General features: G+C 64.6%; 20 protein-coding genes. 11 read left to right on the top strand and 9 right to left on the bottom strand.

Annotated features, from left to right (window positions below; all coding sequences use genetic code 11):
* Positions 1-99 precede the first annotated feature (99 nt).
* The 7 genes from QM615_RS05230 to QM615_RS05200 form a co-directional block, all read right to left on the bottom strand.
* Positions 100-990, bottom strand: a complete 891-nt coding sequence (locus QM615_RS05230) for a glycosyltransferase family 2 protein (protein ID WP_188078554.1) — start codon at positions 988-990, stop codon at positions 100-102.
* A gap of 46 nt (positions 991-1036) precedes the next feature.
* Positions 1037-1891, bottom strand: coding sequence for an ABC transporter permease (locus tag QM615_RS05225; RefSeq protein ID WP_149405330.1), 855 nt, complete (start codon positions 1889-1891; stop codon positions 1037-1039).
* A gap of 10 nt (positions 1892-1901) precedes the next feature.
* The gene (locus QM615_RS05220; RefSeq protein WP_149405331.1) at positions 1902-2759 is read right to left on the bottom strand and encodes an ABC transporter permease; all 858 of its coding nucleotides are present in this window, start codon (positions 2757-2759) and stop codon (positions 1902-1904) included.
* Positions 2756-3727, bottom strand: a complete 972-nt coding sequence (locus tag QM615_RS05215) for a daunorubicin/doxorubicin resistance ABC transporter ATP-binding protein DrrA (RefSeq protein WP_068051396.1) — start codon at positions 3725-3727, stop codon at positions 2756-2758. The genes QM615_RS05220 and QM615_RS05215 overlap by 4 nt, the downstream gene beginning before the upstream one ends.
* A gap of 122 nt (positions 3728-3849) precedes the next feature.
* Complete coding sequence (locus QM615_RS05210) at positions 3850-4803, bottom strand: AurF N-oxygenase family protein (protein WP_149405332.1); 954 nt, start codon at positions 4801-4803, stop codon at positions 3850-3852.
* Between the two features lie 34 nt (positions 4804-4837).
* Positions 4838-5740, bottom strand: a complete 903-nt coding sequence (locus QM615_RS05205) for a prephenate dehydrogenase dimerization domain-containing protein (RefSeq protein ID WP_149405333.1) — start codon at positions 5738-5740, stop codon at positions 4838-4840.
* Between the two features lie 12 nt (positions 5741-5752).
* Positions 5753-6247 (bottom strand): hotdog fold domain-containing protein, encoded by a 495-nt coding sequence (locus QM615_RS05200; protein ID WP_149405334.1) that lies wholly within the window; start codon positions 6245-6247, stop codon positions 5753-5755.
* 491 nt (positions 6248-6738) lie between these two features.
* On the opposite strand from QM615_RS05200, the gene rpsJ reads away from it, so the two are divergent.
* Genes rpsJ through rpsQ form a run of 11 tightly spaced genes read left to right on the top strand, consistent with a single transcriptional unit; the run spans position 6739 to position 12039 of the window.
* Positions 6739-7044, top strand: a complete 306-nt coding sequence (gene rpsJ / locus QM615_RS05195) for a 30S ribosomal protein S10 (protein ID WP_003938093.1) — start codon at positions 6739-6741, stop codon at positions 7042-7044.
* Positions 7045-7058: 14 nt separating this feature from the next.
* Positions 7059-7724, top strand: coding sequence for a 50S ribosomal protein L3 (gene rplC / locus QM615_RS05190; RefSeq protein ID WP_027496309.1), 666 nt, complete (start codon positions 7059-7061; stop codon positions 7722-7724).
* Entirely contained in the window at positions 7721-8398 is a 678-nt protein-coding gene (gene rplD, locus QM615_RS05185; protein WP_008718317.1) for a 50S ribosomal protein L4, read from the top strand. Before rplC ends, rplD begins: the two co-directional genes overlap by 4 nt.
* Positions 8395-8700 carry a 50S ribosomal protein L23 gene (rplW, locus tag QM615_RS05180; RefSeq protein WP_027496310.1) on the top strand — a complete coding sequence of 102 codons (306 nt, stop codon included), beginning with the start codon at positions 8395-8397 and terminating at the stop codon, positions 8698-8700. The genes rplD and rplW overlap by 4 nt, the downstream gene beginning before the upstream one ends.
* A 39-nt stretch (positions 8701-8739) precedes the next feature.
* Positions 8740-9576 (top strand): 50S ribosomal protein L2, encoded by an 837-nt coding sequence (gene rplB, locus QM615_RS05175; protein WP_008718311.1) that lies wholly within the window; start codon positions 8740-8742, stop codon positions 9574-9576.
* 13 nt (positions 9577-9589) lie between these two features.
* Entirely contained in the window at positions 9590-9871 is a 282-nt protein-coding gene (rpsS, locus tag QM615_RS05170; RefSeq protein ID WP_008718309.1) for a 30S ribosomal protein S19, read from the top strand.
* The gene (gene rplV / locus QM615_RS05165) at positions 9868-10290 is read left to right on the top strand and encodes a 50S ribosomal protein L22 (protein ID WP_037188319.1); all 423 of its coding nucleotides are present in this window, start codon (positions 9868-9870) and stop codon (positions 10288-10290) included. The genes rpsS and rplV overlap by 4 nt, the downstream gene beginning before the upstream one ends.
* The gene (rpsC, locus tag QM615_RS05160; protein ID WP_027496312.1) at positions 10290-11099 is read left to right on the top strand and encodes a 30S ribosomal protein S3; all 810 of its coding nucleotides are present in this window, start codon (positions 10290-10292) and stop codon (positions 11097-11099) included. Before rplV ends, rpsC begins: the two co-directional genes overlap by 1 nt.
* Positions 11100-11102: 3 nt before the next feature.
* Positions 11103-11519 carry a 50S ribosomal protein L16 gene (rplP, locus tag QM615_RS05155; RefSeq protein ID WP_027496313.1) on the top strand — a complete coding sequence of 139 codons (417 nt, stop codon included), beginning with the start codon at positions 11103-11105 and terminating at the stop codon, positions 11517-11519.
* Complete coding sequence (rpmC, locus tag QM615_RS05150) at positions 11519-11764, top strand: 50S ribosomal protein L29 (RefSeq protein WP_032376634.1); 246 nt, start codon at positions 11519-11521, stop codon at positions 11762-11764. The genes rplP and rpmC overlap by 1 nt, the downstream gene beginning before the upstream one ends.
* Positions 11761-12039, top strand: a complete 279-nt coding sequence (gene rpsQ / locus QM615_RS05145; protein WP_032376635.1) for a 30S ribosomal protein S17 — start codon at positions 11761-11763, stop codon at positions 12037-12039. Before rpmC ends, rpsQ begins: the two co-directional genes overlap by 4 nt.
* A 64-nt stretch (positions 12040-12103) precedes the next feature.
* Here rpsQ and QM615_RS05140 read toward each other — a convergent pair whose 3' ends face one another.
* On the bottom strand, positions 12104-13426 hold the full coding sequence (locus tag QM615_RS05140) for an AIM24 family protein (RefSeq protein ID WP_149405335.1): 1323 nt from the start codon (positions 13424-13426) through the stop codon (positions 12104-12106).
* A gap of 28 nt (positions 13427-13454) precedes the next feature.
* Positions 13455-16580, bottom strand: a complete 3126-nt coding sequence (locus tag QM615_RS05135) for an ATP-binding protein (protein ID WP_149405336.1) — start codon at positions 16578-16580, stop codon at positions 13455-13457.
* Positions 16581-16582 lie beyond the last annotated feature (2 nt).

The following is a 16582-nucleotide window of genomic DNA, read 5'->3' as shown; positions in this document are numbered from 1 at the left end:
CTGTGTTGTCGACCGTAACATCGGTCATCCATCCGTTACAGTCGCGCGGATCAAGACTGCAGGCCGGGTGGGTCGGTGAGCCAGTGGGTGTGTCCGACGTCACCAGCTGAACGCGCGATAGGCAATGCCCCCGCGAATTTCGCCGACCCGGATGACGAGGGCCCTCGACCAGTGACCACGGGCCAGCCCGGTCCATGCCGTCGGTAGCAGCGGATTGCGAACCAACAGGGCTGTCCACCACGACAGGACCGTACGAACTTTCATGGCCGGGCACCCCTGGGGCCGATAGATTCCCCGCAGCTTGGCAAAGCCGAATCCGAGCCGGAACGACTGGCGCAGCATGGGTCGGAGCTCGGCGCGCAGTCTGTAGGCCACGACAGTGTCGGTACTGAAACCGAGGGTGTAGCCGGACAGTTGCGCGCGCCAGCAGAATTCGACGTCCTGGCTGGCCCTGAACCGGTTGTCGATGCCACCGACATCGCGATAGACCGACGCCCAACAGGCCATGCTGGCCCCGATGGCGAACGGCAGGAAATCCGTACGGCCCTGGTTCTCGGGCGGTGTGGTCGGAGTCCAGGACAGCGCTCGCGCACTGTTCAACGTGTGCGTCTCCACTGCGGTACCTGCCACGTCGAACGTCCGAGCCAGTTCGGCGAGCGTTCGTAGCCACGACGGATGCACCACGTCGTCCGCGTCGCAGAACATCAACAGGTCGCCGGAGGCGCTCTCGGCACCGCGATTGCGTGCGTGCGCCGCACCGACCTGCTGTGACGCGTCTACGCAGGTCAACTGCAGTCGATCCCGCAGGGGATGCGAAGCGACGTGATCGCTGACTCGTCCGTCGCCTGCATTGTCCGAAATCAGAACCTCGAACGGATGGTCGACATCTTGCTCCGCCAACGCCTGCAACTGGGCGTCGAGCAGGGGATCCAACGAGCCCACAGGAATGATCACCGAGATCGACGGATGTGCGGAGTGCGCATGCTTCACGATGTCATCTCCGTTCCGGGCCGTGGGTCGACCGGAGCCACTTCGATCAGCCGTCCGACGACGCCTTCTTGTAGCCGCGAATTGCCGGGATCAGAAACACTGCTGCCATTCCGAGCGACCACGCAAGAGTCTGCAACACCGGTGTCAGGACCGGACCACCCATTGCCAGGTTTCGCATTGCATCGACCGCCACCGACATCGGCTGCGCCGCGACGACGGGCTGAAGCCATGGTGGGTAGGCCAGCACAGGTACGAAGCCGGCGTTGAAGAACATGAGAAGCGTGGCGAAGATCGACACGACTTCGACCAGGGGTGCGTCGCCGGCGACGGTGGCCAGGAATGTCACCATGACCGCGAACCCGATACCGAACACGATCGGCACCAGAATCAACAAGATGCCGGCCGGAATTCCCTGGGTGAATCGGAACCCCATCGCGACACCCGCCAAGGTGATGACGATGGTGGTGACGAGCACTCGAACTGCTTCGGCGATCATCCTGCCCAGCAGACCGGCGGCACGATGCGTCGGTGTCGTCCAGAAGCGGGACAGCAAACCCGATTTACGTTCGCCCTTGAGGCCGACCGCGCTGACGATGGATCCGAACATCGCTCCGACGAGAGCGATCATCGGCACCTGGCCGTAGATCGCCGGCGCTCCGGTGGCCGCGGAAATCGAGTTTCCGAGCACGACACGGAACATGACCAGCATCAAGGCGGGGTACAGCAACGCCTGAATCATCGTCGACGGATCGCGCATCCATCGCATCAACAGACGCTTGGCCTGGATCAGACTGTGGGTCCAGAGGGCACGGACAGACCTCTCGCCCAGGACCATGTTGGGTTCGGGGAAGGTCAAGCCGGACACGCGGGTCGTGTTCACCGACGCTTCGGACATCGTCATGTCGGACTCTTCACTCTGGCCTGGAGCTCGCCCAGATGGCGAGCGGTACGAAGAACAGGATCAATCCGGTCACCCACGCGAGCGACGGCCACAACACCTGGAAGGTGACTCCTCCTTCGGCCATATCTCGCATTGCGAAGGAGAACTGCGAGATCGGCTGGTTGCGTACGAACGGTCGGATGAGTTCCGGGAATCCACTTTCCGGAACGAACCCGCACGACGCCATCCCGAGAATGAGCTGGGGGAGGGTCAACACCTGGCTGGTTGCTTCGGGACTCTTCGACAGAGTTCCGATCGCATCGGCCCCGATCGACAACGTGGTGCTGATCAGCATGGCGAGTGCGCAGAACAACAGGGCCTGACCGAACCCTGCCGTGAAGCGAAAACCGATGACATAGCCGAAACCGAGGGCGGATACGAGCGAGACCAACGAGCGGACGACACCGCTCGAGATTCGTGCCACGAGTGGCACGCCCCGTACGACGGGCATGGTCTTCAACCGTGAGTTCAGACCACTCATCGCCTCGGCCGAGGCGCGCTGTGCCGCCGAGATCGCGGTGAACGCCATGGCCTGCAACACGATGATCGGCATCAGGAACTGGGCGTAATCGATGCCCTGCAAACCCATGACGAACTTGAGAGGCAGATAGAAGCCGACGGTGAAGATGAGCGGTGCGATGACTGCGACCAGCAACTCGCCCTTGGTCAGCATGGTCCACAGTGCGCGGCCGGTGAGGGCCTGCCACTGCACGAACCCCGACGGCTTCGTCCTCGACCGCCGCTTCGGCTGCTGAGCGGTCGAACCGACATCGGCCCGTTGGACGGTTCTGGCCTTCGAATCGGCGACGCCTCGCGTAGTGGCCGTCACGGTGTGGTGCTCGTCTGCGAGTGCCCGGTGAGCGTGAGGAACACGTCATCGAGCGACGGGCGGCGCAGAGCAATGTCGGCCAGCACGATTCCCCTCGCATCGATACGCCGCAGAATCTCCGACAGCGTTGCCGCGCCGTCGGGTGCGGGAACGGAGAGCCGGTCCGAGGCAGCGGTGATCTCGGCGTGAACTGCAGCGGGGACCATGTCGCCCAGGGCTTCGGCGGCCGCACGGAGTTGGCCGGGATCGAGAGGAACGACCTCACAGTAGCTTCCGCCGGTCATTGCCTTGAGATGGTCCGACGTGCCCTCTGCGATGACCGTGCCCTTGTCGATGACGATGATGTTGTCGCTCAGAACGTCTGCTTCTTCGAGGTACTGCGTCGTCAACAGCACGGTGATGCCCTGCGCCTTGAGTGCCTCGACCAGCGACCAGACACCCTGCCGGCTGCGTGGGTCGAGTCCGGTGGTCGGCTCGTCCAGGAACACGACCTCCGGCCGCACGACGAGGCCACAGGCGATGTCGATGCGGCGACGCATACCACCCGAGTAGCCGCGCACGGGGCGCTTGCCGGTATCGGAGAGGTCGAACTCGTCGAGCAGCGCCTTGGCGCGGGCCTTCGCGGCCTTCTTGTCCAGACCCATCAGACGACCGAAGAGCTCGATGTTCTCGCGGCCGGACAGTGTGTCGTCGAGGGCCGCGTACTGCCCGGTCATCATGATCGAGCGGCGTACTGCCGGAGCGTCGGTTGCGACATCGTGACCCGCCACGAAGGCTCTGCCGCTGTCGGGTGCGATCAGGGTGGAGAGCACCTTCACGGTCGTCGTCTTGCCTGCACCGTTCGGGCCGAGAATGCCCAGAACTGTTCCCCGCTCCGCGGAGAAGCTGATGCCGCGCAACGCTTGCACATCGCCGAAGGACTTGTGTACGTCCTCCACGTGTACGGCTGCGTGTTGAGCTGACGACATCGAATCTCCGAGCTGTCGGGGGGAGTGGTGGGACCGGACCCCGTGGAGTCGAGGGCCACTACTTGATAGCGAAATTCGCCGTGGATGTTACGTGGAGGGGCGTCGTTGCGTGAGTTCCGCAGTCAGCCCCAGTCGATATCGATACTGTTCTCGACGTCGAGTTTTCGGCACAGAGACCGCAACCCGCTGTAGTCCTGAACCAACGCTCGCCGGCTCTTGTCCTGCTCGACATCGGCGAGCATCGCCTCGGCTCCCAGCACGCCTTCGAGTTCGAGAATGCGTCCCCAGGTGGAGAAATCGCTGCTCGAGAACGCGTCCATGCCATCGACGAGGCCGTCCAGGAACTTCTGCCGGTCGTCGGGACCGAGTCGCTCGAAGACGATCGCGGCCATGTCGTCGGCGATGGACGCATGGCAGTACTCGTCGCGGTTGTGCAGCTTGACCGTTGCCCGATTGATGGGCTGAATGACGTCGTCGTCCTCGATCAGGTCCAGGTACGACGTGATGGAGATCTCTGCAACCGTCATGAACGCGAGGGAGCTGATCGCGGCCGACCAGGGGTCGTCACTGTTCGCCTGTGCCGCGCGTTGCCGGCGCACGGTGGAGCTGAACGGCAGAGAGCGTTCCGACAGGGCCCAACCGCGCCCGCGCCTGGTGGCTGCGCTCGCGTTGAGGTGCATGAGGGTGTGGTACTGCTCGTCCACCATGGCCTGGGTCACCGCAACTGCGAGGGTGTCACCCATCCCGGTCTCGAACACGTCTTGCGCCAGCAGGGCGAAGCCGGGATGAACGACATGCTGCTCGACGTCCATCACGTTCTTGTTGAACGCGATCCAGCCCCACGCCCGAAGTCGATTCTGTTGCTCGGGAGTGGCACCGGTGAAGGTGTCGTGCTCACCGAACGGAATCAGAGCGTCGGGGAAATCCTGCTTGGCGACGTCGAACAGATCGTCCAGTTCGGGTTCGGGCTTCTTGACCGTCGCGCGTTGTGACCAGTTCTTCGCCAACCGCGCGACGACGGCGCTCTCCACGACATCTGTGGAGTCGAATTCCGGCAACGACGGTTGCTCCAACATCGCGTGCCCCCGCTTTCCGCTCGTCCGACTGCGGCTATCGGTTACCGCCGCTGCCTCGAACGATACCGAACATCTCCGCACACAATGCTCGATACTGATCGCCGTTCCCGCCCAGAGCGGCTTCGGCCTGCGTCAACAGGCGAGCGAAGTCGGCCTCGGAGCCGGAATCGACGGTCTCGCTCACCGTCTGCGTCGCTCGATGCAGCGCCTCCCTGGCATCGGCGGCGTGCGGATTGCCTGCCTGAACATCCCAGTAGACCTCGGGTTCACCGCCGGTGATGCGCGCCAGCACCGCGAGCATCGTCGCGTGTGGGGGAGGCGCAACGGCGTCGATGTCGACGAACGGAAGGTCCAGTTCGGCCAGAGCCAGGCCGAACGCCAGCACACTGGCGTGTGTCAGCGCCTGCGTCGCGGCGGCGAGGCGATCATGGCGTGCAGCGTCGAGGAGCACTACTCGACCGCCCCACCGCGAAATTCCCTCGAGGAAGAGATCCACCGGCGGGCCGGGTCGGTGTACGACGGCCGCGACGGGACGTCCGGCCATTCCGAGCGACGGGGCGAACATGGGATTGATTCCCACCACGGCACCGATCGGACGTGCGCCCTGCACGTGGCGCGAGAAGCCGGACTTGACCGACAGGGTCTCCACCAGCAGAGCGTCGGGCCGCAGCGCAGACAGGTCCGCCGCCAGCGCCACGGATTCGGGCACCGCCAGAATGACCGTCGCCGCACGTGCCAGCACCGCTTCGAGCTGTTCGTCGGGCGCAGTGATGTCACCGACCGTGACGGGAAAGGCGTCGGGACCGTCGTCGATGTCGACGACGGTGACCGAAGCGCCGTCACCGCGCAGCAGGTCGACCATCAGACGTCCGACCGCTCCCGAACCTCCGACCACAATCACGGAGTTGTCGGGCTCCGACCGCGTCACCGAGTTCATCGGTCGAGTATGTCAACGAGATGCGGCAGAGACCCAGATGGTGATGTCCGCGTGCACCACCTCCGCGCCGGCTGTGTCTCGGATCGAGACCGGCACGACGATGTCGATGCCATCGGTGACCGTCCCGAAGTCGGGGAGCTCGTCGAGTGCGGCGATCGCGCGCAGTGATGTGGTGGCCTTCGTCAGATACTGGACCGTCATCGATTTGGGGATCCATCGGTGCGAGGTGGGGACGGTCGCCTCGGCGAGCATGCCCATCGCGACCTCGGCGAGGTTGCAGGCCGCGATGGCGTGGAAGGTGCCCAGGTGGTTTCGAATGCCGAACCACTTGGGGGCAGTGACCTCGCAGCGCCCCGGCTCGAGCGCGACGACACGGGGCAGTACGGATGCGAAGTACGGAACCCGTAGGCACATGCCGACAGAGAAGAGGGTGGAGCCGATACCGTTGTTGGGTAGCTTCGACCAGGCGCGATAGGTCGCGCCGGTGGTGTTCTCGACGGTGGTCATGGCGCTACCTTACTGCTCGGTAAGGTAGCGCGGTGACGATCGATCGGCCCCGAGTTGATCTGATGCCCGGTCTGCGGCATACTGGTCGGGTTGCCTGGACACGGGACGCGCATGCGTGCGGCCTGACACAGGTGAGTCGGCCGAAAAGCCGACTGAGCAAGAACATGAGACCAGCGCTCCACGTGAGCGCGTCCGGAACACCAGCTCGATCGGTGCGGATTTCGTTGGATTCGGATGGTCGAAGCGAAAGTTTCAGCCCAGAAGAATGAGCGGAATCGCGACACGCCCGACCGCGTGGACCGGAGAACCATGACAGATGAAGAGCGGCAACGGAATCAGGTCACGCCTGGTCGTCAACGTTTTTCACTGTCGTGTGTGCACGAAGGCAGTTCGAGTCGGTGGGTTTCCCACGGCTCGGGGACTGTGCAGACGAGGTGGAGCAGGCCGAACGGCCCGTTCTACGACCAAGCGGCAAGAAAAGGACACTAAGCGTGGCGGGACAAAAGATCCGCATCAGGCTCAAGGCCTACGACCATGAGGCGATCGACGCGTCAGCGCGCAAGATCGTCGAAACGGTCACCCGTACGGGTGCCCGCGTCGTCGGACCGGTGCCGTTGCCGACAGAGAAGAACGTGTACTGCGTCATCCGTTCGCCGCACAAGTACAAGGACTCGCGCGAACACTTCGAGATGCGTACTCACAAGCGGCTCATTGACATCCTCGACCCGACACCGAAGACGGTGGACGCGCTCATGCGCATCGACCTCCCGGCCAGTGTCGACGTCAACATCCAGTGAGCGCGGAGACAACGATGACTGATAACAAGAACCGGCCTGCAACAGGAATTCTGGGCACCAAGCTCGGAATGACCCAGGTCTTCGACGAGAACAACCGCGTCGTTCCGGTGACCGTGATCAAGGCAGGCCCCAACGTGGTCACCCAGATCCGCACCCAGGAACGTGACGGCTACAGCGCCGTCCAGGTCGCATTCGGTGCGATCGACCCGCGCAAGGTGAACAAGCCCACCACCGGCCAGTTCGAGAAGGCAGGTGTCACGCCGCGTCGCCACATCGTGGAGATTCGCGTTGCCGACGCCTCGCAGTTCGAGGTCGGCCAGGAGCTCACCGCTGCAGTGTTCGAGGACGGCGCTTACGTCGACGTCACCGGCACCAGCAAGGGCAAGGGCTTCGCCGGAACCATGAAGCGTCACGGCTTCAAGGGTCAGGGCGCGAGCCACGGTGCACAGGCCGTGCACCGTCGTCCCGGATCCATCGGTGGCTGCGCAACGCCCGGTCGCGTCTTCAAGGGAATGCGCATGTCCGGACGTATGGGTGGCGACCGCGTCACGACGCAGAACCTCTCGGTCCACAAGGTGGACAGCGAGAACGGTCTGCTGCTGATCAAGGGAGCGATCCCGGGCCGTCGCGGCAACGTCGTGATCGTCAAGTCTGCATTGAAGGGTGGTGCACGGGCATGACCAGCCTCGAGAAGAACACCGAGACCAAGCTGACGCTCGATGTCAAGGAAGCCGGCGGCAAGACCAACGGCACCGTCGATCTCCCCGCGGAGATCTTCGACGCTCCGGCGAACATCGCGCTGCTGCACCAGGTCGTCATCGCACAGCTGGCAGCTGCTCGTCAGGGAACCCACTCCACGAAGACTCGTGGCGAGGTTCGCGGCGGCGGCAAGAAGCCGTACCGGCAGAAGGGCACCGGCCGCGCCCGTCAGGGCTCGACCCGCGCTCCTCAGTTCGTCGGCGGTGGCACGGTCCACGGACCGCAGCCGCGCGACTACAGCCAGCGGACCCCCAAGAAGATGAAGGCCGCCGCATTGCGCGGAGCCCTCTCGGATCGGGCCCGCAGCGAGCGTCTGCACGTCATCACCGAACTGGTTGCCGGACAGGTTCCGTCCACCAAGGGTGCGAAGACGTTCCTCGCCGAGATCTCGGACCGCAAGAAGGTCCTGCTCGTCGTCGGCCGCGAGGACATCGCAGCCTGGAAGAGCGTTCAGAACCTGGACGGCGTGCATCCCATCGCACCCGACCAGCTCAACACCTACGACGTGCTCAACGCCGATGATGTCGTTTTCAGCGTGGAAGCGCTGAACACCTTCATCGCTGGGCCTGCAAAGAACGAGGAGGCAAGCAAGTGACCACGATCGCCGATCCCCGCGACATCTTGCTGGCACCGGTCATCTCCGAGAAGTCCTACGGACTGATCGAAGAAGGCACCTACACGTTCCTTGTGCACCCGGACTCGAACAAGACGCAGATCAAGATTGCCGTCGAGAAGATCTTCGACGTCACCGTGACCAGCGTCAACACGATGAACCGTCAGGGCAAGCGTAAGCGGACCCGGTTCGGTTACGGCAAGCGCAAGGACACCAAGCGCGCGCTCGTAACGCTCTCCGCCGACAGCAAGCCCATCGAGATCTTCGGAGGTCCGGTCGCGTAAGCGACTGGGACTCTTCGGATATAGAGGACGAGAAGACTCATGGCAATCCGTAAATACAAGCCGACAACCCCGGGCCGTCGTGGCTCCAGCGTTTCCGATTTCGCTGAGATCACGCGTTCGACCCCCGAGAAGTCGCTGATCCGCCCGCTGCACGGTCGCGGTGGACGTAATGCACACGGTCGTATCACCACCCGGCACAAGGGTGGCGGTCACAAGCGTGCGTACCGTCTCATCGATTTCCGTCGTAACGACAAGGACGGCGTGCCGGCCAAGGTCGCTCACATCGAGTACGACCCCAACCGCACCGCGAACATCGCACTGCTGCACTTCGCAGACGGCGAGAAGCGCTACATCGTCGCACCCAAGGGCATCGCCCAGGGCTCGCCGATCGAGCAGGGTGCCAATGCCGACATCAAGCCCGGCAACAACCTGCCCCTGCGCAACATCCCGACGGGTACGACCATCCACGCGGTCGAGCTCCGTCCGGGTGGTGGCGCCAAGATGGCCCGCTCCGCCGGAGCGAGCATCCAGCTCCTCGGTAAGGAAGGCCCCTACGCCACGCTGCGTATGCCGTCCGGTGAAATCCGTCGCGTCGACGTGCGCTGCCGCGCAACCGTCGGCGAGGTCGGCAACGCCGAGCAGTCGAACATCAACTGGGGCAAGGCCGGCCGCATGCGCTGGAAGGGCAAGCGCCCGACCGTTCGTGGTGTCGTGATGAACCCGGTCGACCACCCGCACGGTGGCGGCGAGGGCAAGACCTCCGGTGGACGCCACCCGGTCAGCCCCTGGGGACAGCCGGAAGGCCGTACCCGCAAGAACAAGGCGAGCGACAAGCTGATTGTCCGTCGTCGTCGTACCGGCAAGAACAAGCGCTAGGAGGGAGTTCAGAATGCCACGCAGCCTGAAGAAAGGCCCGTTCGTAGACGATCACCTCCTCGCGAAGGTTGACGTCCAGAACGACAAGGGAACCAAGCAGGTCATCAAGACCTGGTCCCGTCGATCGACAATCCTGCCCGACTTCATCGGTCACACTTTCGCCGTCCACGACGGTCGCAAGCACGTGCCGGTGTTCGTGTCCGACTCCATGGTCGGCCACAAGCTCGGGGAATTCGCACCGACCCGCACGTTCAAGGGTCACATCAAGGACGACCGGAAGGCGAAGAGGCGATGACCAACTTCACCCCCACCGCCAATCCGACTGCCAAGGCCGTAGCGAAGCACGTTCGCGTCACGCCGATGAAGGCACGTCGCGTCGTGGATCTGGTTCGCGGGCGCTCCGTCGAGGACGCGCTCAACATCCTCAAGTTCGCGCCGCAGGCAGCGAGCGAGCCGGTCGCCAAGGTGATCGCCTCCGCAGCGGCCAACGCCGAGAACAACCTGGATCTCGATCCCAGCACACTGATCGTCGCCACTGCATTCGTCGACGAGGGTGCAACCCTCAAGCGATTCCAGCCGCGCGCTCAGGGCCGGGCATTCCGGATCCGCAAGCGCACCAGCCACATCACGGTGATCGTCGAAAGCCTGCCCAAGACCGGCGGAACGTCTCGCAACCGTCGTAAGGGCCAGGCGTCCAAGGAAGGGGCTCAGTAGTGGGTCAGAAAATCAACCCGCACGGCTTCCGCTTGGGTATCACCACTGACTGGAAGTCGCGCTGGTACGCAGACAAGCAGTACTCGGAGTACGTCAAGGAAGACGTCGAGATCCGCAAGCTTCTTGCCACCGGCATGGAGCGCGCAGGCATCGCGAAGGTCGAGATCGAGCGCACCCGTGACCGTGTTCGCGTGGACATCCACACGGCACGTCCGGGCATCGTCATCGGTCGTCGTGGCGCCGAGGCCGACCGCATCCGCGGAGCTCTCGAGAAGCTGACCGGCAAGCAGGTTCAGCTCAACATCCTCGAGGTCAAGAACGCCGAGTCCGAGGCTCAGCTCGTGGCCCAGGGTGTTGCCGAGCAGCTCAGCAACCGCGTCGCATTCCGTCGCGCAATGCGTAAGGCCATCCAGTCGGCCATGCGTCAGCCGAACGTCAAGGGCATTCGTGTTCAGTGCTCCGGCCGTCTCGGTGGTGCCGAAATGTCGCGCTCGGAGTTCTACCGCGAGGGACGCGTTCCCCTGCACACGCTCCGTGCCGACATCGACTACGGACTGTACGAGGCCAAGACCACCTTCGGCCGCATCGGCGTGAAGGTCTGGATCTACAAGGGCGACATCGTCGGCGGACGGCGTGAACTCGCTGCCGCTGCGGCTCCGGCCGCCGGTGCAGACCGTCCCCGTCGTGAGCGTCCCACTCGTCCGCGTCGCAGCGGTGCCTCGGGCACCACGGCGACCAGCACCGAGGCCGGCCGCGCGGCATCCGCAACCGAGGCTCCGGCCTCGACCGAGCCCACTCAGGAGGGCTGACGCATGTTGATCCCCCGCCGGGTCAAGCACCGCAAGCAGCACCACCCGAAGCGTTCGGGTGCCGCCAAGGGCGGAACTCAGGTGACATTCGGTGACTACGGCATCCAGGCTCTCGAGCCCGCCTACATCACCAACCGTCAGATCGAGTCCGCTCGTATCGCGATCACTCGCCACATCAAGCGTGGCGGCAAGGTCTGGATCAACATCTTCCCGGACCGCCCGCTCACCAAGAAGCCTGCCGAGACCCGCATGGGTTCCGGTAAGGGTTCGCCCGAGTGGTGGATCGCCAACGTCAAGCCGGGTCGTGTGCTCTTCGAGCTGTCGTACCCCGACGAGACCATCGCGCGTGAGGCATTGACTCGCGCCATCCACAAGCTGCCCATCAAGGCACGCATCATCACCAGGGAGGAGCAGTTCTGATGGCTACCGGAACCCCAGCCGCAGAGCTCCGCGAGCTCACCGGTGAAGAGCTGGTCACCAAGCTGCGTGAGTCGAAGGAAGAGCTGTTCAACCTTCGTTTCCAGATGGCTACCGGCCAGTTGGACAACAACCGTCGACTGCGCGTGGTGCGCCACGAAATCGCGCGTATCTACACGGTGCTTCGTGAACGTGAGCTCGGCTTGGCCTCTGGTCCTTCCGAGGACACAGCAGGTGACGCAGCATGAGCGAGGAAAACACTGTGACTGAAGAGCGCAACAACCGTAAGGTTCGGATCGGCTACGTCGTATCCGACAAGATGGAAAAGACGATCGTGGTCGAGCTAGAGGACAGGGTCAAGCACCCCCTCTACAGCAAGATCATCCGTCGCACCACCAAGGTCAAGGCACATGACGAGAAGGGCGACGCCGGCGTAGGCGATCGCGTTCAGCTCATGGAGACCCGTCCGCTGTCCGCCACGAAGCACTGGCGACTGGTCGAGGTTCTCGAAAAGGCCAAGTAGTACCTGCACACAAATGCCCGCTCCCTTCCTGGGAGCGGGCATTTCTGTGTTCCGGCCGCGCGGCCTATCTGCCCAACAAGCCGCCGAGCGCGCCGCCCACACCGGCCTGCTCACCACTGCCGCTGCCACCGATCATCCCGCCCGGCGGCTGCTCCGACGGCTGTACGACGACAAACCCTTGGCCCGCGAACTCGAGGGTGAACCGCTCACCGGTCGATCGGCCGATCAGCGTGCCGAGACCGAACGAATCGTTCTTCTTGACTCTCGTCTGCAACGAGGACGACCACGCAACCGCAGCCTGCGGATCGGCAAATGTGGGCTGATCGACGTTCAGCACCACCGGAATCCCGTCCGTGGTGATGGCGATCCGTCCGCGCCCGGTGAACACACAGTTGAAGAAGCCCGCGTTACCGCCTGCCGCAGCGCCCTGCACACGCTTGACGTCGTAGCTCAGCGTGGACTCGAAAGCCAGAACGTTGGCACCGTTGATGGTCAGACCGTCGGACCCGTCCAGGTCGATCAGATGGATGTCCTGAGCTGCGTTGGCGAGAAAGAGATCGCCCCGGCCCGTGACTTTCATCAGAGGGACACCCTCGCCCGAGAGTGCCTGCTTGAGCGCCCGGCCGATACCACCCGAGCCCTTCGCCTCGAACCGGAGATCGCCCTGGTACGCGACCATCGAACCGGCCCGGGCCATCACGTCACCGTTCATCCCGATTCGGCACATCTTGCTGCCCTGCTTCTGAATGCCCGAGCCGGGAACCTCGGCGTGGGCGGGCGTGAACAGTTCACTTCTCATGGCCAGGACTCCTCGAGGGACGGGTGAATTCACGGGTGGCGCGGCGGCGTCTGCTGATGGCTCGTCGGGGGTGTCGGGCGCCGGCTCGTCGTCTTCGACACTGATCCCGAACGCCGTGGCCAACCCCGCCAGACCATCGGCGTAGCCCTGGCCGACGGCACGGATCTTCCACTGCTCGCCGCGGCGGTAGAACTCGAGACACACCAGCGCGCTCTCGTCTCCGAGTGCATCGGCAGTGAATGCCACCAGGGCTGTGTCCGACGCATCGGACACCGTCACCGCCGTCGGACCCGCAGCCGCGAACGTGGCCGGCCCCGTTCCGTCGAGGGACGCCGCAACGGCCACGGTATCGACGCCGGCGGGGACGGCGGTGGCGTCGAACATCAGCAGGTGCCCGGTCGATGCACGGCGATACTCGACACCGGGGGCGGATGGCTGGTTGTAGAACACCAGGTCCGCGTCCGAACGGACCCGCCCGTCCGGCCCCAGAAGCAGCGCGGAGACGTCGACCGAGGTCGACGCTGCGAGTGTCACCGTCAGGGGACCGGCAGGAGCGGGGCAGTTCTCCCCGCGTGCGAGGGTTTTCATCGAATCCAGTGTGCCACTGTCGAGGGCGTCAGGACTGGCGCGCCAGCTCGATGACCTCTTCCTCGGTCGGCGGACTCTTCGGATGGTAGGACAGGCACAGCGGAGTGGCCGTACGACGGAATTCTGCGCCCTCCACGGCCGCGTAGAACTGACCGGCGGGCAGGCGTCCGACGTCGGGAACCGAGCCACCCTTCACCCGCGCCATCTCTTTGGCTGCCTCCACCTGCGAGGGACTGTTGAGCAGGCCGTAGAACTGAGTGGACGCATTGCCGGCGATTCGATTGTGCAGACCTTTCGGGGCCTGGGTGGCGAACACCAGGCCGAGTCCGTACTTGCGTGCCTGCGAGGCCAGAGCGAGAGTGCTGTGTGTCGCAGCGGTCGTCCTGTCCGAGGGCGCGAAATTCTGCGCCTCATCCATCACGAACAGCCCACCCAGCGGCCGGTCGCCCGCAGGGTTCTTCTTGATCCAGGCGAACAAACCCATCTGCAGCTGGTTGACGAAGCTCTGCTTCTGCTCGTCGGTGGTCAGGCCGGCGAGGTTGATCACCGAGACCCTGGCCTTCTTGCCCTCGGCCGGAGTGAGCAGAACGGCCGGATCGACCGGGGTACCCGCTCCCGCGAACATCGGATCGTTCGCGGCGGCGGCCTTGAGATTCTCGGCCAGTCCGGCCGCGATGCGCACCGCATCGCGCATCTCGCTGGCGTCCTCGGGAAACTCTTCCAACAGGTCGATGAAGGCGGTCAGGTCCCCGCCCTGCGGCCGTCGACCGAACAGATCGAGCGCTGACTTCAACACGGCCCGACCGTGTTTGGCCTTCTGTGACGTGCCCAGAACTCCCGCAGCCGGTTCGAGTGAGGCCAGTGCCGACTCGACGGAGGCCTCGAACTCGTCGGCGTCGCCGAGGACGCTGACGAAGTCCGGAAGTGGCTGGAAGCTCAGCGGCCGACCGGAGGACTTGCGAGGCGTCCAGACCACGACGTCGGTGTCGCGCAGATACGCGGTCGCCTTCGCTTCGTCCCCCGGTGGCCACGTCCTCTCGTCCTCGGGCCACGCGGTGCCGAGCCGAGCCAGGTCGTTGTTGACGTCGAGTACGATCGCCGAAACTCCCTGCAGCGCACACTCTTCCACCAGGCGACGGATCAGCACCGTCTTGCCCGAACCGGAGCCCGCGAAGATCGCAGTGTGCTTGCGCAACGCTTCGAGTGGAACGGCGACGTCCGCACCTGTGCTGAGTTCGGCACCGACCACGATGGACGGCCGCCGCGGTGCCGCGGGCTGCGCTGCGACGCTCGGCGTCTCGGGTTCGATGAGGGCGGTGTCGTCGTCGACGACACTGACAGCGGGAAGCACCGCCCGGAACAATTCCACATCGTGCGCCGGCTTGCGTGCGAGCAGCCAGGACGTGAGTGCGGGGGAGTTCTCGGTCAACAGGATCGACAACGCCGCCAGAGCCCTGCGGTCCTCGTCGCCGAAGGGCACCACGATGCCTCCGGCGCGCCGCAGGGCCGCGATGGTCTGCTCGGTTTTCGCGCCGTTCGGCCACGGATCGTTTCTGATCAGGATCAGCCGACGCCTCGGCATGTCTATCCGCAGGCCAGCCGTCGTCACGGCCCGTTCCACTCGGGCCAGCGCGGCGCGGGCGTTACCGGACGTGACCGCGCGGAAGCACCAGTGCTCTTCGTCGTCGGTATCGGTGTCGACGGTGTGGCGCAGGCGAGCGTGCAGCGCAGGCTTGCCGCTCGGCGGCGGATCCTGGGCCAGGCTGTCGTCGGACGACTGATGCTCGTGAATCCACGCGGTCAGGCCCGCGGACAGCAGTGCGGGAACGATCGAGTCCTCGCTGTCGGGTCGGAGCGGAATCGAGACGTCGACCTGCTCGCGAAGTTGCTTGTAGCGATCGTCGAGCGCGTCGAGTTCGTTGACCCGCGCCGTGGGTAGATCCGGCGCATCGGCCGGACCCGACCTGTCGGTGAAGCTCTCCAACTCCGACGCGATGCCGGTGTCGAGGCAGTGCCTGATGTGGCGATCGACGGCGATGAGAAGCTGGCGCGGAGTGAAATCGGGGGCCTGCTCGAACGCGTCGGGCGCGACCGGCCACGTGGGGTGCGGCGGGGTGAACCCGGCTTCGAGGAAGCACGCTGCCAGACGTCGTCCGAGAAGGAGGCGTCCGATGTCCGACGAGGGAATCGGCTTGAGCGACTGAGTGACTCGGAAGCGGTCACGCATCGGCGCGACTCCGCGCGCGGCGATCAGTTCCCAGGCACTCGACAGCGCAGAAAGTACCGAGGCGGTGCGGGGGAGGGTCTCGCGTAACGACATCAAGCCGTGCGCGAGCTGCTCGACGACCTTGTCTTCCTGAGCGTCGGCGTACTCCTGGTCCGATCCGGTACGAGACTGCGCCACGAGTGTGTCGATCTGGTCGATCGCGAGAATCGTCGGACCGGTGATAGCGAGCAGACGCGAGATGTTCTCGGCGATGCCCTGATGGCCGAGTTCGGCCCGGCGGATGCCCCAGGCCGAGAACTCGTCTGGATCGACATCGTCGATCGATTGCAGGTATGCGTCACCCAGGTCCTGAACTGCCGAGTCGGGGGCGATGGACAGCACGAGTGCGCGCAGCGTGTGCTGCGACGTCCGGCGGTGGCGGGGGTGAACCTTGTACACCGCGGTGACGAAATCGTTCAACGTGTCCGCGTCGATCATGTTCTCGCCCATGATCTTTGCGCGTTGATCGTCGGGAATCTCGCCGATCTCGCACAGGCGTCGGAGCAACAGCCCGAGCTGGCTGTCCGATCCGCGGCCGGACGGACGCATCAGGTCGTCGAGCATCCCCATCAGCGTCGAGCGCCAGAATCCGGCAGCGTCGAGCAACCTGATCAGGAAGAAGTAGCCGCCCTTGAGCTGCACTTCTTCGCGCACCTGGCCGAGCAGGTGCGTCTTGCCCGAACCGGCCGGGCCGCGTACGACGACCCCGAGCGGACTGGCGTCGTCGGAGGCGTCCGCGTCGTCGTATGCATTCATCACTTCGAGGAACACTCGTTCGTGCATCCCCGGCACGTGCACGTTCGACTGCGAACGCCACACGTCGTCGGGGGTCGGTGCCCAGCTCAACCGCACCGATTCGAGAGCTCTGATCTGCTCGTTGTCCGTCATCG

The sequence above is a fragment of the Rhodococcus sp. IEGM 1341 genome (assembly GCF_030056895.1).
In the GTDB taxonomy this organism is placed as follows: Bacteria; Actinomycetota; Actinomycetes; order Mycobacteriales; family Mycobacteriaceae; genus Rhodococcoides.
This window is presented reverse-complemented; position numbering and strand designations above follow the sequence as displayed.

What these genes read in the sequence shown, in the direction of transcription:
- QM615_RS05225 (WP_149405330.1), bottom strand. Translation starts at nt 1,891, where the DNA reads ATGACGATGTCCGAAGCGTCGGTGAACACGACCCGCGTGTCCGGCTTG.
- QM615_RS05215 (WP_068051396.1), bottom strand. Translation starts at nt 3,727, where the DNA reads ATGTCGTCAGCTCAACACGCAGCCGTACACGTGGAGGACGTACACAAG.
- QM615_RS05210 (WP_149405332.1), bottom strand. Translation starts at nt 4,803, where the DNA reads ATGTTGGAGCAACCGTCGTTGCCGGAATTCGACTCCACAGATGTCGTG.
- QM615_RS05205 (WP_149405333.1), bottom strand. Translation starts at nt 5,740, where the DNA reads ATGAACTCGGTGACGCGGTCGGAGCCCGACAACTCCGTGATTGTGGTC.
- QM615_RS05200 (WP_149405334.1), bottom strand. Translation starts at nt 6,247, where the DNA reads ATGACCACCGTCGAGAACACCACCGGCGCGACCTATCGCGCCTGGTCG.
- rplC (WP_027496309.1), top strand. Translation starts at nt 7,059, where the DNA reads ATGACTGATAACAAGAACCGGCCTGCAACAGGAATTCTGGGCACCAAG.
- rplD (WP_008718317.1), top strand. Translation starts at nt 7,721, where the DNA reads ATGACCAGCCTCGAGAAGAACACCGAGACCAAGCTGACGCTCGATGTC.
- rplB (WP_008718311.1), top strand. Translation starts at nt 8,740, where the DNA reads ATGGCAATCCGTAAATACAAGCCGACAACCCCGGGCCGTCGTGGCTCC.
- rpsS (WP_008718309.1), top strand. Translation starts at nt 9,590, where the DNA reads ATGCCACGCAGCCTGAAGAAAGGCCCGTTCGTAGACGATCACCTCCTC.
- rplV (WP_037188319.1), top strand. Translation starts at nt 9,868, where the DNA reads ATGACCAACTTCACCCCCACCGCCAATCCGACTGCCAAGGCCGTAGCG.
- rplP (WP_027496313.1), top strand. Translation starts at nt 11,103, where the DNA reads ATGTTGATCCCCCGCCGGGTCAAGCACCGCAAGCAGCACCACCCGAAG.
- rpmC (WP_032376634.1), top strand. Translation starts at nt 11,519, where the DNA reads ATGGCTACCGGAACCCCAGCCGCAGAGCTCCGCGAGCTCACCGGTGAA.
- rpsQ (WP_032376635.1), top strand. Translation starts at nt 11,761, where the DNA reads ATGAGCGAGGAAAACACTGTGACTGAAGAGCGCAACAACCGTAAGGTT.
- QM615_RS05140 (WP_149405335.1), bottom strand. Translation starts at nt 13,426, where the DNA reads ATGAAAACCCTCGCACGCGGGGAGAACTGCCCCGCTCCTGCCGGTCCC.
- QM615_RS05135 (WP_149405336.1), bottom strand. Translation starts at nt 16,580, where the DNA reads ATGACGGACAACGAGCAGATCAGAGCTCTCGAATCGGTGCGGTTGAGC.